The sequence below is a fragment of the Tolypothrix sp. FACHB-123 genome, assembly GCF_014697075.1.
Taxonomy (GTDB): Bacteria; Cyanobacteriota; Cyanobacteriia; order Cyanobacteriales; family Nostocaceae; genus Aulosira.
Map to the genome: position 1 here is coordinate 69,342 of NZ_JACJRE010000034.1, position 17,514 is coordinate 86,855.

The window sequence follows — 17,514 nt, forward strand, 5'->3', positions numbered from 1 at the left end:
AGACAATATATCCGTATAGTTTTCTACTTTATCCCTAGTATTTTGTATCATTTTTCGATACAACTTTATTGCTAAATCTTTAACATATTTTCAATAGTTTCACAATTCGCTATGATGGAATTCAAGACAAATAAGTACGTATGTACTGAAAGGTAAACCCATGAGTATTAATATTGTCACCCTTGTTGGTCGTGTAGGCGGCGACCCAGATATTAAATATTTTGAGTCAGGTAGTGTGAAGTGTAGATTGACACTAGCGGTGAATCGGCGATCGCGAAACCGGGATGAGCCTGATTGGTTCACCTTGGAACTGTGGGATAAAACAGCAGAAATTGCGGGTAATTATGTACGCAAAGGTAGCTTAATTGGCATCAAAGGCTCACTCAAGTTTGACACATGGAGCGATCGCCAAACAGGAGCCAGCAGATCTATGCCCGTTATTAGAGTAGACCAGCTAGAATTATTAGGTTCAAAACGCGATAGCGAGGGGGCTGGGGGAGATTTTTCGCCAGAAAATTTCTAAATATTTGATCAACAGTCAACAGCATGAGAGTGTTGACTGTTGACTGTTGACTGTTAACTGTTGACCGTAGACAACGGACTAATAACTAATTTGTAATGTTACCGATGCTTCTACTTGCTGTTCGCCGCCAATTACAGGTGTAGAGACATCTGCGTTACCTGCTTTGAAAGCTTCAGAACGCATTAAGACAGGTGAGGGTGGTGGGGTACTAGCGCCGTTGATTTGAATGCTTACCACTTCTTTAGAATTCAAACCCAAGGTACTAAAAACTGCTTGGGCTTGGGCTTGGGCGTCTTGAGTAGCTTCTTTGAGTGCTTGCTTTTGCGCTGCTGCGATCGCTTCATCAGTAGCCACAAAACTAATACCATTAATTTGCGTTGCTCCAGCTTTTACCGCATCATCTAACAATGTACCCGCTTTATCTGTAGCAATCCGAAAACTGACAATGTTGCTAGCAGCATAACCAGTAATTCGCTGCACATTATTCGTATAACTATAAACTGGATTTAAGCGGATACCTGTAGTTTGTAACTTCTCCACATTCCGACTCTTGAGTAAAGCTACCACTGCTGCTGATCTACGGGCGGCTTCTTCTTGTACCTCTTGGGCTGTTTTACCTTGAATTTCTACACCCAAACTGACTAAAGATAAGGTAGTCGGAATTGATTCCATACCCCTACCGCTAACAGTAAGTGTGCGCCATAATTTTTCCTTTTCTTGTGCCAATCCTGGCTGCATAAAAGTTACACAGACAAGCATTGCTAAGGGTAAAGTTTGCCAAAATTTACCAATACGAAATTGGGAACCGGATAAAGCGGCTCTAGACATAAGATGTGCACTCCTCAAAAAATTAATTAGGGATGTTTGTCATCAGCATATCTAAGCAATTGTGATTTCACGGTCAACTGTGAATAGTTAACCGCCACCAAGAGATTTGCACAATTCTCTCGAATTGGCATCAATTGAATAGATACGATTTGTGTATTTCTACTGTGACACTGCGATCGTCAAAAATTGAGATGGTTACATTTTTGGAAACTAAAAAAAATTGAACATTGGGCATTGGGCATTGGCTTCGTGGAAATCGAGCGCAGTCGAGATTTAGCCTAACAGGCATTGGCATTGGTTATTCGGTGGGAAATATCTGCATTTAGCTTGGCAATGTTGGATGTGGTTGACAAATAGCACCAATTAATATCTCGATTTCAGGGCAATTTAGCGAAAATCTCCAAAAAGTTACTTTCAATAAAAGGGTAAAAATTAAAGAGAAGGATTTTCACAGAATCAATGCAGCTTTTTAATGCAATCAACTTCTCTTTTCCTCTGCTGGCAAGTACAACAGAAACAGCAGATAGCTCAATGGTAGTAGCAGCAGTACTACTGAGCTTAGTGGTGATCTACCTCGCTAGCAAAGTTGGTGGGGAGTTATCCAATCGAGTCGGGTTACCGCCAGTTTTAGGCGAACTCGTCGGTGGTGTGATCGTCGGTATTTCTGTCTTACACCTTTTGGTATTTCCCGAAGCGGGTACAGACAGTTCTAATTCGTTGATTATTTCCTTCCTGCAAAGCACTGGCGGCTTAAGTCCACAAGCGGCTGATAGCGTATTTACAGCGCAATCAGAGGTGATTTCGGTTTTAGCAGAATTGGGTGTGATCATCCTGCTATTTGAAATTGGCTTAGAGTCAAACTTAAAAGATTTAATGGCAGTTGGTATCCAAGCAACTCTTGTGGCAATAGTAGGGGTAGTAGCCCCCTTTGCTGCGGGTACTGTTGGGTTAATGACTTTGTTTGGTGTGGGTGCTGTCCCGGCAATTTTTGCTGGGGCGGCTTTGACGGCTACGAGTATTGGTATTACTTCCAAGGTACTATCAGAAATCGGCCGTCTCAACTCTAAAGAAGGACAGATTATTCTTGGTGCGGCGGTAATTGATGACGTACTGGGAATTATTGTTTTAGCCGTGGTTGCTAGTCTGGCAAAAGATGGTGAGGTAGATGTGACTAAAGTCATTTATCTCATTATTAGTGCTACGGCTTTCCTTCTCGGTGCGATTTTGCTAGGAAATGTTTTTAATAAGTCCTTTGTCGCGATCGTCGATCGCCTCAAAACCAGGGGTGAATTGATTATTCCTGCATTGATTTTTGCCTTTGTCATGGCATATCTGGCGGCTGTAATTCAGTTAGAAGCAATTCTTGGTGCTTTTGCGGCTGGTTTAGTCTTGGAAGAGACAGATAAGCGCAAAGAACTGCAAAAGCAAGTGATTCCCGTCGCTGACATGTTAGTGCCGATTTTCTTTGTCGTTGTCGGTGCAAAAACAGATTTAGGTGTATTAAATCCAGCTATTCCTAGCAATCGCGAAGGTTTAGTCATGGCAACTTTCCTGATTCTAGTTGCCATCATCGGTAAAGTGATCACAGGCTTAACGGTGTTTGGTCAACCACAAATCAACAGGTTGGCGATTGGTGTGGGGATGATTCCCAGAGGCGAAGTCGGATTAGTATTTGCTGGTGTTGGTGCTGCTAGTGGCGTTCTCTCCAAACCCCTAGGTGCAGCAATTATCATGATGGTAATCTTGACAACTTTTTTAGCGCCGCCTTTATTAAGGTTTGTCTTTCCAGACACAGACACAGCAACAGACTCCGAGAAACTAATTTTAGATGGTGCTGCTCCATCTTTAACCATAGAAAAACCTGCGTTGCTGGAGTCGGAAACTGATTTACGGGAGAGTTAAAAAACTGGCTTGGGTAGAAACACCCTGTTGATTTCCCCTTGAGGTAGATTAAGACTGAGTTCTGAATAATTCTTGCTCAGAACTCAGTTACGAATGGCGATCGCTAACTTGTTGGTTGTGAAACATTCTGTGTCACTATTCTCTCAGTTACTTGGAGATTTTTCTATGACCACAGGAAACTTCTAGCTCTCAACCACCGTCCCGTAAGATTGTCAATTTTAGTTTTTTACTATTACAATCAGCATTCGGAATGTTATCGGTTTCCAGGTTTTGCCGATTTTCCAGAAGCAACTTTACTCATGTTTCGCACAATTAGGGATTACCAAGCACCCGCCTGAAAAAATCAGTTCTTCCTTGCCTGAACCAAGAGAATTTATTCATGAAGTTTCAGAGCGTTGCTTTATTCTGTATTTCCCCATCTTCTGCAATCAGTTCAGTTTACTGACTGAGATTTACTGGTTAAAGTTAATTCTGGGTATCCTTCGTGATTTAGATCTCATAATTTTTCGAGGGAATTTCTCAGCGCTAACAACATAGCAAATGAAATAAACGTGTAAATTTATACATGACTAGCTATATTGTGATCCTAGCGCTAAAGTTTCAGCAAGCAACAACAGCTAAATTTTGGTGGTGAAAGTGTGACAATTTGCCAATATCTTGAAATATTGACTATTCCCATGAATGCGAATTAGGAGAAATGGCTGTAAAACTACACTGGTTACTACCTAGTACTTTGGGGACTATCTGCTTGCTATCGTCACCAACCTTAGCAGCAAGACTGGAATCTTGGCGTTTTGATAGCGAGCAAAACCAGCTAGAAATTAATACTGCTGGCGGTGTCCAACCAAAGGCACAACTGATCTTCAATCCCACTCGGTTGGTAATTGACCTCCCACAAACTGTATTTGGGCGTCCCCAGGTAACCCAACCCGTAGGTGGAGCTATTCGGTCGATTCGTGTGGGTCAATTTGACTCAGAAACAACCCGCATAGTCATTGAAATCACTCCTGGTTATACTCTAGATCCCCAACAAGTAAAATTCACAGGTTTGAGCGCCAGTCGCTGGCTAGTAAAATTACCTAGACTAGAAGTTGTTAAAACGCCCCCACCCGCCAATAATGTTTACAACGCAGTCACTGTAGATCCCGGTAATAGACCTAAACCCGAATTTTCCCCTGTTGTCAACACCGCCACTGGCACAACTCAAATTGAGAACTTACGGGTGACAGGTGATGGGTTTTTCATTCGCACTAGCGGTGGTAACCCAAAAATTCAAGTTAATCGCAGTGGCGATCGCCAAGCAATTAATGTTGACATCTCAGGTGCAGCTTTATCCCCCAAACTAGAGCAACGCGATGTCTTGATTAACCGCTATGGTGTCAATCGCATTATCTTTAGCCAATTACAATCACAACCCCCGGTAGTACGCATGACCATGCGGGTGGACAGTAATAGTCCTGATTGGCGAGCCAGTACTAGCAGTGTGGGTGGGTTTGTGGTTCTGCCCAACAAGGGTCTAGTAAGATTACCGGAAAATAATCAACCGCCAGTAAATCCTACTACCAACTCCCAGGCTACAATTCAAGCAGTTGAACTCGGTAGCGATGGTAACCAACTGTTAATTCGTGCTGACCAGCCTTTATCAGCCACAGGTGGGTGGGATAGGACAAGTGGTCTGTTCCGCATTACTATTAATAATGCCAAGTTATCTCCTAGAGTGACTGGCCCGACTTTAAATGCTAATAGCCCAGTTTTGCGGGTGCGGCTGCAACCCCAAGAACCAAATACTGTAGTTGTTTTAATCCAACCAGCAACTGGAGTGCGGATTGGCGAACTCAACCAAAATAGCCAGTTTTTGTCACTACAATTACAGCGTTCTGCTCAAGTCAGACCGCCGATAGGGTTACCACCCCTACCATCACCAGGCAACACATTGCCAGATCCCAGCATTCCTAATCCGCCACCCGCACCTCAGCCAGGCTCCCGTCCCCCAAACATTGGACGAGCTGTAGTGGTTATTGACCCAGGTCACGGTGGTAAAGACCCCGGAGCAATTGGGATTGGTGGAGTCAGGGAGAAAGATATCATTCTACCTATTAGTAGAAGAGTGGCAGAGATATTGCAACAAAATGGCGTACAAGTGATTATGACACGCAACTCTGACTATTTTGTCAGCCTACCGGGGCGCGTACAAATGGCAGAGAGAGCAAACGCCAGTGTATTTGTAAGTATTCATGCCAATTCAGTAGGATTGGGGCGTCCTGAAGTCAGTGGCTTAGAAACCTACTACTACGACAACGGTTTAGCTTTAGCTCGCGCGGTTCATAACAGTATTCTCCAAAGTGTGAATGTCAGAGACCGAAAAGTGAGACGAGCCAGGTTTTTTGTCCTGAGAAAAAGTTCTATGCCCTCGATTTTGGTAGAAACCGGCTATTTAACGGGTCGGGAGGATGTTGCCAAATTAAAGACTTCAAGTTATCAAAATCAAATGGCAGAAGCGATCGCTCGCGGTATTCTCCAGTACCTGCAAAGAAGATAAGAAAATAACTAGTAACTTTTGGGTAATTTCACTTAAAGGTTACTTGTTTTCTTTCACATCAGGGGTCATCAAATCATCAGTAAATTACCCAGCCAAATATGAAACTATCTTTTTTTAGTTAAACAGGCAGTCAACAATCAACAGTCAACAGCCAACAGTCAACAACCAACAATATTAGAAACATTATTGCGTCCGAAAAAATTATAAAATACCGCCTCTCTTCTCAAAGAAAGTAATCTCATCTGTACTGCTTGGTACAACCATTCATAAATATTTTTCTAAATATTAAAGAGTAGCTGTCACCAACCTTAGCAACCCGCTTGATAATAGTTTTATTTTTACATTCGGTGCATTAACTACTAAAAATCAAACCAAATCAAACAAATTAACAGCAATCTTGTATTGCTTGAATCATCTTAAGTTTAGTTATCTTGTTTTGGTGTAACTTGACCCTTTCTTGGCAGAAAATTAGCAACGCTCACAGCATGGCAGAATTACAAAGATATGTTAAAATTCTACGCCATTAGCTGTGTCTCTAATCCCAGCGCGAAATGTTTTTGCTGTATGAAAGCTCTAGTTTGGGCGGTGACGGTGTGAGGATCAATCGACATTTTGCAAGCCTAACGGCTCCCATAAATACGAATTAGGAGAAAAAACTGTGAAATTACACTGGTTACTACCCGGTACTTTTGGAACGATCCTTATATTGTCGTCGCCAGCTTTTGCAGCGAGACTAGAATCTTGGCGCTTTGACGCCAGTCAAAATGTACTAGAAATCAATACTGCGGGTGGTGTGCAACCTAAAGCACAACTCATTTTCAACCCCACTCGCTTAGTGATCGATTTACCACAAACTGTATTTGGCCGTCCCCAGGTGACTCAACCTGTAGGTGGCGCTATTCGCTCGGTACGTGTCGGCCAATTTGACCCAGAAACAACTCGCATCGTTGTTGAACTTAATCCTGGTTATACCATAGATCCCGAACAGGTAAAATTTACAGGTCTCAGCGCCAGCCGTTGGACAGTGAAATTACCTAATCCAAAACCGGAGGAAGTCGCCGTTTTAGCTGATGCGAGCAGGCAGCAACCACAGGCAACAGGAGTAGCAGTACCTTCTAATACATCGTCATCACCATTACCGCCAACAAATGTTTATAACAATGTAGTTAAAACAGGCCCAATTACCTCCATCAATACCCCCGTTAATGACCGAACTGCTATCAACAGCACAGTCGGAGCGACTCAAATTGAAAACTTACGGGTGACGGGCGATGGGTTTTTCATCCGCACTAGTGGTGGTAACCCAAAAATTCAAGTCAATCGCAGTGGCGATCGCCAAGCAATTAATGTTGACATTACAGGCGCGTCTTTATCCCCGCAGCTAGAACAGCGCGATGTCTTGATTAATCGCTATGGTGTCAATCGCATTATCTTCAGCCAATTACAGTCACAGCCCCCTGTGGTGCGCATGACCATGCGGGTCAATAGTAATAGTCCGGATTGGCGAGCCAGTACTAGCAGTACTGGTGGATTTGTCCTGCTGCCCAACAGTGGTATGGTAAGATTGCCAGGAAATAGTAATCCACCACCTGTAACTTCTAGTACCGACTCCCCAGCCACAATTCAAGCAGTCGAACTTGGTGGAAATGGCACCCAACTGTTGATTCGTGCCGACCAGCCTTTATCAGCCACAGGTGGATGGGATAGATCTAGCGGTCTATTTCGCATCACCATTAATAATGCCAAGTTAGCTCCCAGAGTCACCGGGCCGACTTTAGACGCTAATAGTCCAGTTTTGCGGGTGAGGCTACAACCGCAAGAACCTAATACTGTAGTTGTCTTTGTCCAACCAGCATCTGGGGTACAAGTTGGCGAACTTAATCAAGTTGGTAGTCAGCTAATAGCTCTACAATTACAACGATCGCGTCCAGTCACAGCAGCCCCCAGAAACCCCATTGTGGTGTTACCGCCACTACCATTACCAAATCAAGGACAATTACCAAACCCCGTAACAGATAATCCGCGGACAGTACCGCAGCCAGCCCCAAATCCCACGGTTCCTAGAGGTAAATTATTAGTAGTGATTGACCCCGGACATGGTGGTAAAGACTCAGGCGCGCCTGGTTTAGGTGGGTTGTTAGAAAAGGATGTAGTTTTACCTATTGGGATTCAAGTCGCCAGAATTTTAGAAAGGAACGGGGTACAAGTCGTTCTCACCAGAGATGCTGACTTTTTTGTCGAACTTCAAGGAAGGGTAGATATAGCAGAGCGAGTCAATGCGACTGTGTTTGTCAGCATCCACGCCAATTCTGTAGATAAACGCTCTGATGTCAATGGCTTAGAAGTATATTATTACGATAGCGGTTACGGTCTAGCGGAAGCAGTTCGCAATTCCATTCTGAATAATATCAGTACCATCAAAGACCGAGGAACCCGAAAAGCCAGATTTTACGTCCTCAGGAAAAGTTCCATGCCTTCAATTTTGGTAGAAGCTGGCTATATGACTGGTCGAGAAGACAATCCCAGATTAGGTAACCCAGCATACCAAAGTCGGATGGCAGAAGCGATCGCTAATGGTATTCTTAGGTACCTAAAACGGATATAACTAGGCAAAGGGGAGAGGAGGACAACTGACAACCGACAATTGATCGTTGACAAAAAACAAATCAGCTACTAAATCCTGTATCTTAGTTCAAAAAACCTCAACCCATATTTGCCCGTGTATTCATCTTCCATTTTTGAAGGCAATCTTGATAATTTTTCTGCCCCAGAACCCCAACGTGCGCCTATCGGTATCTTTGATAGCGGTGTTGGTGGTTTGACAGTATTACGACAAGTATATCGGCAACTTCCTAACGAATCAGTTATTTATTTTGGCGATACAGCCCGCTTACCTTATGGGATTCGTTCCCAAGCAGAAATTTTACAGTATGTCCGCGAAATTCTGACCTGGATGCAACAGCAACAGGTAAAAATGGTGATTATGGCTTGCAATACTAGCTCTGCTTTAGCCTTAGATATAGTTCGCGAAGAATTTGACTTACCAATTCTTGGTGTCATTCTCCCTGGTGCGAAAGCAGCTGTCGAGCAAGGTAAGCGGATTGGGGTGATTGCTACTCCAGCCACAGCTAAAAGCAATGCCTATAAGCAAGCCATACTAGAAATAGATGCTAATGTTCAAGTTTGGCAAGTCGGTTGTCCAGAATTTGTGCCCCTAATTGAGCAAAACCGCATTCATGACCCTTATACTACTGAAGTCGCACGCTCTTACTTAGAGCCGTTACTCCAGCAGCAAATTGATACTTTAGTTTACGGCTGTACCCATTATCCCCACCTCGCACCTGTACTGCGATCGCTTCTTCCATCTCATGTCAAACTAGTCGATCCGGCGGTGAATGTTGTCGCCGCTTGTACCCAAGATTTAGACATCCTCGGCTTAAGAAATACCCATCCCCCATTACCCACTCGCTTTGCAGTTAGTGGCTGCGGTCAGCAGTTTGCCCAATCAGGATTGCAGTGGTTAGGTTATACTCCCCTTGTGGAAGAAGTCTGCTTCACCGACGCTAAAGTTTCTCAGCACTAGCAAAACTGACTGAGATAAATACTTAAGATTCAAGAGTCAATAGTCCATTGTCCATTGACTCTTGACAATTAAATCTTGACAATTGACTATTGACTATTAACAGCTTCACTCACCTTGGGTGTTACTGATAACTCTTGTTCGTGTTTTCCCTTAGCTGCCAAAGAAATATTTGTAGTCACAGTATTTTTACCTGTGCGCTTTGCTAGTGCTAATAGTAGGTAGACGGTGAACAAATATCCAGCAGCTAAAATAAAAGTCATCATAGGCATATTTCCGTAAATCATTGTTCTACCAGCACCTTTATCTAACGAATATGCAATTTAATAACCTCAGCAAAACCTCTGCCAAACAAGCTAATTGTTGATGGCTGTGATTTGCTATGCTAGACTACACCGTAGAGTTACAACGCTCGACGGCTAACGGATTTATTATTTAAATTAATTTGGCGCAGACTATACATTACAGAGCAGCTGAATTGCCAAATAGCAATCTCTAACTGCGCTCCTCAGCATTCTACCTAGTCCGCGTTTAGCTACGAATAGCAATTTAGGGGAGTAACACCAACGCTCAATGTTAATTCAAAATCGAGCATTTTCCCTTAAGGGTAGCGCCTGACTCCAACCAAATAGTTTCGCAGGTCGCTGGCATAAAATCAGAAATTACTTCCTTGACTTCACAGCGACTATGTATTGACTCACAACTGCTGTATGCTAAATCACCTACAGGTGATTTAACTTTGGCGAGTGAATATCTGAAAAATTTAAAATCCCTAGATCTTAGCGTAACACAAGGTTCCTGACTTTTAAGCCATCTTCTCAGCTAAATTTGAAATTTTTTCTAGGACTTAAGCAAACTCGAAAAAACTGCTAACCCTGAGAAAAATACTGAGTAATTAATCTATTAAAAAAATAAAAATTATACATGAAACTTATGTAACAAAAGTTACATCATAGATATTATTGGCTATGATGTCTTATTGCTAAAACCTTTTTATAGAGGAAAAAAACAAGTTAAACCAGAGATTAATGGGTAGTCATAAACAATACATGTACTATACTTAATGAGAATCGCCTAAGTATTTTCCCTGAAAATTGTTGACCATAGCCAGCAAACAAATGCCAAAGAAGGATAAAACTCAATTAAATAAGTAATTTTACTTAAGTAAATTAAATTTAGATAATTAGATTATTTTCAGTAGCAAAGAATACATTTTTTTATAAAAATAGATAATCAAGTATTACACAAAAAATATAATTTTAGTCAAAAATTCTTTAAAAGCCTCAACCCCTAGGGTTTTGAATTATGAAAAGGTTATAGCCTTGAGAGATTGAGGGATTCCCCGATCAAAACTTTGCGCTGGCCCTGGGTTATCTTAAAATGAGTATAGGATATGTAAACTTTCTTAATCTAAGCCAGAGTCCGCCCATCCATGACCCCAGCCACCTCCCTGTTTACCCCTGTGGAAGCAGACCTGCGAATACTAGCAGATAATCTCAAACAGCTAGTTGGAAATCGCCACCCCATACTTTATGCAGCAGCCGAACATCTATTTGGAGCTGGGGGAAAGCGTATTAGACCAGCGATCGTTCTGCTCATAGCGCGAGCAACAATGCTAGAACAAGACATTACACCCCGTCACCGAAGGCTAGCGGAGATCACAGAAATGATCCACACAGCCAGCTTGGTGCATGACGATGTAGTGGACGAATCCCAAATGCGTCGTGGTGTTCCGACTGTTCATAGTTTGTTTGGTAACCGAATTGCCGTATTAGCCGGAGATTTTTTGTTTGCTCAATCTTCCTGGTATTTGGCAAACTTGGACAACTTGGAAGTGGTAAAATTGCTCTCAGAAGTAATTATGGATTTGGCCGCAGGAGAGATCCAGCAGGGACTAAATCGCTTTGATGCGAATACTTCCATTGAGACTTATCTCAACAAGAGCTATTACAAAACTGCCTCATTAATTGCCAATAGTTCTAAAGCAGCTGGATTACTGAGCGAAGTATCCCCAGAAGATGCCCAGCATTTGTATAACTATGGACGCCATCTGGGTTTAGCATTCCAGATTGTCGATGATATTTTAGATTTCACGAGTTCTACAGATACATTGGGTAAACCAGCCGGATCTGACTTGAAAAGTGGTAATCTCACCGCACCAGTTTTATTTGCTTTAAAGGAAAAACCATATTTAGAAGTGCTGATTGAACGGGAATTTGCCCAAGAAGGGGATTTAGAACAAGCACTCTTATTAATTCAAGAAAGTCAAGGCATACAAAAGGCGCGAGAATTAGCCGCCCACCATGCAAAACTAGCAACAGAGCATATTACTGTTCTCTCGCACTCAGAACCGCGTCAAGCCTTAATTAATATGGCTGACTATGTTTTAAGTCGGCTGTATTAGGTAGGGGCTAGGGGCTAGGGACTAGGAGAGAAATGTTGTTCATACTAACGAGCCAATGCCCCAATGCCCAATGCCCAATGCCCCATGCCCCATGCCCCATTACGCAATCTCAGGCGGAACTTGATTTGGCGATCGCTTTTTTTGTAAATGTTTTTGCATCTGGTTTTGTAAGTTAGCCCGTTGCACCTCGACGGCGTTTTTATTTGTGCCAGGAGTCTCAAAAAAAACTATACTGTCTACTGGTTCTAATGCCACTAATTGGAACAAAATGTGAGTCACAGGCAGAGCAATAGCTCTTACTTGCTCCTCTAATCCATTATTGGCGGTAAGTGTGGCATCCTGTAAGGAAGGAAAAGCGTAAACCACCCGTTGTTCTAATTTACGGTTTGCCCGATTGCTCAATGTAGTTAAAACCCACTCTGAATCCAAACTTTGGAGAATATAATACTGAGGGTGACGTAACTGCTGAGCGATCGCCTTCAACACAGGGGCAATTGCTGCCACAAGTTGTGGTGTTATAACATCGTGGGGTGCATTCTCAATCAACAATTGAATTTGTGCGTCTATATCCATAATGACTTGTCAACGGCTCCTGGGTAATGGCCATAACAGCAAAAAAAGTGTGAATAATCCCACTCATAATGGGAATAATAAACTTAGCCCACATCCTGAATGCAGGATTGTATGCGTTTAGCTTATACGCAAAATTCATCCAGCCAACACCCACGGTCGTACAGGTTGTGTTTAAGTATGTTAGGGTCTTTTAAAAACAGAGACTATGAATTCAGCCGCAACCGCAACTATTCAGGGAGAGAATTCTATCGGCGTGGAGGTGATATTCCAACTCCTATTTAAGGAGCTTCAGCAATCAACCAAAGCTTCGGAACAGAATTGCCATGATGTGGCAACACGAATTGCTGCCGAAGTCTATCGGATTTGCCAGGAAAGTAAACGTATCCAAGCATCCGGTTCTGTGGAAAGCTCAGCCATGACCTTAGCCAAACATCGGCTACAACAGTGTCTGAGGTATTATCAGCTGGGTTCCAATCGGGGCAGGGTAGAATTACACAGCACTTTAAGTGCGATTATCTACCGTTACATCAATCCTCCCCAGAAGCAATTGAGTTATCAAGGGCGGTTGACGATCATTGAAGATTTCCTCCAAAGTTTTTATCTGGAGGCCTTGAATGCTTTCCGCAGGGAAAATCAACTGCCAAGTGCCTATCGCCCGCAAACTCTGCTGGAATTGGCAGAATATATGGCATTTACTGAGCGCTATGGTAAGCGCCGCATCCCCTTACCCGGCCGTCAGCAGCAGCTGATTATCCTGCGAGCGCAAACCTTCTCGCAACAACAACCTCCAGAAACGACTGTTGACATTGAACAAGCGGCAGAAGGTAGTGCCAACGAACCTGATGGTTCTTGGGAAGAGCCAGCCGTTCAACAATTGCGTTCGGCAATGGCTACGCAAGCAGAACCAGAACCAGAAGAAGACACGTTGCGCTCTGTCGTAATTACAGAATTATTAAATTATTTGGAGCAGCGGCAACAAAACGATTGTGCTGATTATTTTAGCCTCCGCTTGCAGGATCTTTCCGCACAGGAAATCGAGTCAATTTTAGGTTTAACCCCTCGCCAGAGAGATTACTTACAACAGCGGTTTAAATATCATTTAATTCGGTTTGCCTTGTTGCATCGTTGGGAGTTAGTCCATGAATGGTTAGAAGCTTCCTTACCAACTAATTTAGGCTTAACACCCCAACAGTGGCAAGCATATACAGCGGAGCTAGACGATAAACAGCGATCGCTACTGGATATGAAGCAACAAGGACAACCTGATGAAAAAATCGCCAAAACTTTAGGTTTGTCTATGGCACAATTGCAAAAACGATGGTTCAAAATTCTTGAACAAGCTTGGGAAATTCGTAACTCTTTAGTGTCCGGATCAGGTGCATCTACTCATGAATAGTGACTCAGAATCCTTTCATTACCAGTTACTCTCTTGGGTGTTGGCAGATACTGCCACCACCTTTGAGTCGTCCTCGGTAGATCGTCAGGAGATTGACGGGGTAGACAACCCTCTCAAACAAGCTACCACCTCAACCAGTGGTCAGCCAGAGTCGGGAGTAAAGCCCCAAACCTTTCAACTGGGAGAAATTCCTACTGTGCAAGAACGTTTTCAAGCTGTCCTCAAACGTCGTTTACAACTTCAAATTCAGAATCAGCCGCCTTTATTTCCTTGGGAAACCCAATTACTAGACTATCCCGATTATGCCGACGAGCAATCGCTAGTATTAGTTCCCGCCTGGGGATGGGTGGCACAACAGTCAAAATTAAATTTACCGATCGCTCTGCCGGAAAGCATTTTCCGTCAATTGCTGGAAAAGTGTCAAGTTTTACTGACATCTTCTGTGCCATTGGGAGCCAAATTAGTCCAAGTAGTTGAGGAATTGTTTCCCAACGAAGGACAAGCTTTAAATGACATAGCAGGATTGGTACTAAGAAGCAATTATCGCTCGCCAGAAACCCTAGAGGCTATGCCAAATATTCAGAGCGAATATATTGATTTAAAACAACGTCAACAAATGGCGTTATCACTACTAGCAGCTAAACAACTGTTAGATAACCTGACTATACCAGTTTCTCTTACCAATCCGGTGGTAGAAAGAGAATGGCTCACTAGTGCAGGTATCTTGAAGCTCAAAGTAGAATACCAGTCTCAGGGACAAACGCTCAAGCTACGTGTCGAAGGGAAGTTACCCACTCCCGGGATTTTCACTCTTAAGGGGCAAGGTACCAGAGCTGTAGGACAGTCTGCAAGTTCAGGAAACCTGAGTGTAGAATTACACTGCCAGCAATTCAACCAAACTTATACATTAGAAGTGGATTTCCCAGAAATCGAACAACAGCCCCTGGTGTTTGCGATCAACCCAACAACATAGGCCACAAGCGAGGTAAATCGTCACAGCTAGCACGGTACTTTGAGAAACGCCATTAGATAATTAATGATTTCCTGGTTTTGAAACTTATCTTTTTTTTCGACAAGCGGTATTGAGGAAGCCTACGCAAAAATATATTGATTGGTAGAACCTAGCACAAGACAAGTAGATTCTCGTAGGCGTGTTTTAATTTGGTTACCATGTTCCTTAGGGAATTCCCCTTCGCTAAAGGCGTTTCCATAGAGTAGGGTAGGGTAGTTGGTTTCCATCTCCAACATTGTTTCCTTAGACTCTACATCATCGCTGTGCTTGTACTTTAAATGTTTAACTTATCCAGGATCAATCAGTTTTGGCGTCTACCTGTAGGACATGACTACTGGCGACAAAATCAGCAGGGTTCGCCGCTTTTATCAGTGGAAGATTCAATTTCCCTACGAGTGCTGGTGCTAGCGTTAGTAATTACGGGAATTGTGGCGACGGATATTGCTGGCGAGACTCAATTTAGTCTGTGGGCGATACCTGTAAGTTTCATGGGTGCAATTTGGAGTTACCGCAGTCGCCGCGATCGCAATACTAGTGTGAAATTTTGCATTGCCATTGGCATGTTAATCGCACTGGGTGCTTTTTTTGGTCGTTTGATTGGGGAATTAAATGATACCAGGCTGGGTTTGGCAGAATTATTGATTCAACTGCAAATCCTCCACAGCTTTGATACGCCCCGCCGTAAGGATTTGGGCTATTCAATTGTCATTGGATTAATTTTACTAGGTGTAGCGGCAACCCTAAGCCAAACTTTAGCATTTGCGCCTGTGCTACTGTTATTTTTGGCGATCGCACTGCCAACGTTAGTACTAGACTACCGATCCAGACTGGGCTTGGAGAAGTTAAACTTTAAACGACAAAAGGTAAAAGAGAAAAAATTGTCTTCTCTTTTACCTTTTTATGTTTTATTGTTCGCAGTCATTGTAGCTATAGGATTGGCAATTTTTGCTGTCATGCCAAGATTACCTGGCTATCAATTACGCACTTTTCCCGTGAGTTCTAACATTAACGTTAAAGGGGAATTTACAGGACGTAGTATTATTAATCCTGGTTATGTCCGTCAAGGGAATAATCAAGGTGAAGGTGGTAGCGGTACAGCTAATGGCCAAGGTGCTAACGGCGAACCAGGAACTGTAGATAATAATTTTTATTATGGCTTTAATAGCCAGATGAATCAAAACCTGCGGGGCGCGATGAAACCTAAGGTGGTGATGCGAGTGCGATCGCAGGCTGCGGGTTTTTGGCGAGTATTAGCATTTGACCAGTATACAGGTAAAGGCTGGAAAATTTCTCGTAATGATGATGTGACTACCCTGAGGCGATCGCCTTGGAATGCGCAAATCAATCTCAGCACGCCGATAATTAGTACCAAAAGCCAAGAGATAGTCCAAACTTATACGGTGGTAGCAGATTTACCAAATTTGATTCCGGCGCTGTCTTATCCTAAAGAAATTTACTTTCCCACACCGATGATCGCTGTGGATCAAGAGAATGGCTTGCGAGCGCCTGTACAATTATCAGAGGGATTCACCTATACAGTAGTTTCGGAAGTTCCATATCGCGATCGCACAGCTTTAGGGAAAGCTTTGACTAAATATCCCCAGTCAATTAAACAATATTATCTGCAAATTCCGCCAGAGATTGCTGATAAGGTGAGAAAACGTACCGAAGAAATTCTCGCTAACTACAATCGAGAACGGGTAGCCAAGTCATCGAAAACCCTAGATTCACCTTATGAAAAAGCCCTGTATCTGGCGCAATATTTAAAACAAAACTACTTTACCCCCGAAAATCCCTTAGATTTGCCTTATTTGAGTGACAAAGAAGATTTGGTAGAAGCTTTTTTATTCAAACATAAAGGCGGTTACCCAGATCATTACTCAACTGTACTCACAGTCATGCTGCGTTCTATTGGAATTCCGGCGCGGTTAGTAGCTGGATTCAGCCCTGGTGAGTTTAATCCTTTCACGGGGATGTATGTGGTGAAGAACACAGATGCCTACGCCATGACCGAAGTATACTTCCCTAAATATGGCTGGTTTGCCTTCGATCCAATTCCCAATCATCCCCTGATACCCCCTTCTATTGAAGATGTGGAGACATTTGGCGTTTTGCGTCAATTTTGGCAATGGGTAGCAAGTTGGGTTCCCTCACCAATTCGCGGTTGGGTTGATTATTTAGTTAGCACAATTTTGAGAGAGATTTTTAGAGCGATCGCTTGGTTTTTTGCTTTATTCTCTCAAGGGTGGCTAGGTGTATTGACTGGCTTAATATTGTCCACTACAACAGCTTTCTTCTGTTGGTTAGGTTGGGAACAGTGGCGCGAATGGCTGAACCGTCGCTGGTTGAAAAAATTATCGCCAATGGAAAGCCTATATCAACAAATGCTGCAATGGACAGCCAAGAAAGGTTTAGGCAAACATCCAGCACAAACACCTCTAGAGTATGCCAGAGTAGCATACCAGCATCATTCATCAGCCAATGCTGAAATCATAGATGAAATCTGCCAAGCCTATGTTAGCTGGCGTTATGGGGGTTATAGTCCTAATACGCAGCAATTAAAAGAGAAATGGCGAAAATTCCAAGCTGCTAGTAATACAAAATAATCAATAAGCTTTGCGCCTATTTGAAAGAATTCGGGTAAGGGAAAAGTATTTTGGTTCTTCAGTAGCTATTATGCCAAATTATTAGTTATAGCACTCATATAAACACAAAAAAAGCATCTTTATTTTGCCAAAAGCCTTATATGTATTGACA

At 42.9% G+C, this 17,514-nt stretch carries 13 protein-coding genes; 9 read left to right on the forward strand and 4 right to left on the reverse strand.

All coding sequences use genetic code 11. From position 1 onward, the window contains the following. The first annotated feature begins 160 nt into the window (after nt 1-160). Entirely contained in the window at nt 161-523 is a 363-nt protein-coding gene (locus H6G41_RS21320) for a single-stranded DNA-binding protein (RefSeq protein ID WP_190748344.1), read from the forward strand. Between the two features lie 78 nt (nt 524-601). On the opposite strand, the gene H6G41_RS21325 is transcribed toward H6G41_RS21320, so the two are convergent. Next, a complete protein-coding gene (locus H6G41_RS21325; protein ID WP_190748346.1) occupies nt 602-1,351 on the reverse strand; it encodes an SIMPL domain-containing protein in 750 nt (249 codons plus the stop codon). A 459-nt stretch (nt 1,352-1,810) separates the two neighbouring features. Between H6G41_RS21325 and H6G41_RS21330 the strand changes: the two genes are divergently transcribed. The 4 genes from H6G41_RS21330 to murI all read left to right on the forward strand — a co-directional run bounded on the left by H6G41_RS21330 (nt 1,811) and on the right by murI (nt 9,375). Then, entirely contained in the window at nt 1,811-3,253 is a 1,443-nt protein-coding gene (locus tag H6G41_RS21330; protein ID WP_190748348.1) for a cation:proton antiporter, read from the forward strand. Nucleotides 3,254-3,950: 697 nt separating this feature from the next. Continuing rightward, entirely contained in the window at nt 3,951-5,792 is a 1,842-nt protein-coding gene (locus H6G41_RS21335) for an N-acetylmuramoyl-L-alanine amidase (RefSeq protein ID WP_190748350.1), read from the forward strand. A gap of 658 nt (nt 5,793-6,450) precedes the next feature. Continuing rightward, complete coding sequence (locus tag H6G41_RS21340) at nt 6,451-8,397, forward strand: N-acetylmuramoyl-L-alanine amidase (protein WP_190748353.1); 1,947 nt, start codon at nt 6,451-6,453, stop codon at nt 8,395-8,397. Nucleotides 8,398-8,511: 114 nt separating this feature from the next. Further along, nucleotides 8,512-9,375 (forward strand): glutamate racemase, encoded by an 864-nt coding sequence (gene murI / locus H6G41_RS21345; protein ID WP_190748355.1) that lies wholly within the window; start codon nt 8,512-8,514, stop codon nt 9,373-9,375. Between the two features lie 86 nt (nt 9,376-9,461). On the opposite strand, the gene H6G41_RS21350 is transcribed toward murI, so the two are convergent. Then, nucleotides 9,462-9,659 (reverse strand): hypothetical protein, encoded by a 198-nt coding sequence (locus H6G41_RS21350; protein ID WP_190748356.1) that lies wholly within the window; start codon nt 9,657-9,659, stop codon nt 9,462-9,464. 1,145 nt (nt 9,660-10,804) lie between these two features. Here H6G41_RS21350 and sds point away from each other — a divergent pair. Beyond that, nucleotides 10,805-11,776 carry a solanesyl diphosphate synthase gene (sds, locus tag H6G41_RS21355; protein ID WP_190748358.1) on the forward strand — a complete coding sequence of 324 codons (972 nt, stop codon included), beginning with the start codon at nt 10,805-10,807 and terminating at the stop codon, nt 11,774-11,776. Nucleotides 11,777-11,875: 99 nt separating this feature from the next. Here the strand turns inward: sds and H6G41_RS21360 are convergent, their stop codons facing one another. Beyond that, nucleotides 11,876-12,349 (reverse strand): hypothetical protein, encoded by a 474-nt coding sequence (locus H6G41_RS21360; protein WP_190748360.1) that lies wholly within the window; start codon nt 12,347-12,349, stop codon nt 11,876-11,878. Nucleotides 12,350-12,554: 205 nt separating this feature from the next. Between H6G41_RS21360 and hetZ the strand changes: the two genes are divergently transcribed. Together hetZ and H6G41_RS21370 are read left to right on the forward strand one after the other, a co-directional pair. Further along, nucleotides 12,555-13,745 carry a heterocyst differentiation protein HetZ gene (hetZ, locus tag H6G41_RS21365; RefSeq protein WP_190748362.1) on the forward strand — a complete coding sequence of 397 codons (1,191 nt, stop codon included), beginning with the start codon at nt 12,555-12,557 and terminating at the stop codon, nt 13,743-13,745. Beyond that, nucleotides 13,738-14,718, forward strand: a complete 981-nt coding sequence (locus H6G41_RS21370) for a PatU (RefSeq protein ID WP_190748364.1) — start codon at nt 13,738-13,740, stop codon at nt 14,716-14,718. Before hetZ ends, H6G41_RS21370 begins: the two co-directional genes overlap by 8 nt. Nucleotides 14,719-14,837: 119 nt before the next feature. Here the strand turns inward: H6G41_RS21370 and H6G41_RS21375 are convergent, their stop codons facing one another. Beyond that, on the reverse strand, nt 14,838-14,984 hold the full coding sequence (locus H6G41_RS21375) for a hypothetical protein (protein ID WP_190748366.1): 147 nt from the start codon (nt 14,982-14,984) through the stop codon (nt 14,838-14,840). A gap of 51 nt (nt 14,985-15,035) precedes the next feature. On the opposite strand from H6G41_RS21375, the gene H6G41_RS21380 reads away from it, so the two are divergent. Then, nucleotides 15,036-17,363 carry a DUF3488 and DUF4129 domain-containing transglutaminase family protein gene (locus H6G41_RS21380; protein WP_190748368.1) on the forward strand — a complete coding sequence of 776 codons (2,328 nt, stop codon included), beginning with the start codon at nt 15,036-15,038 and terminating at the stop codon, nt 17,361-17,363. Nucleotides 17,364-17,514: the final 151 nt, after the last annotated feature.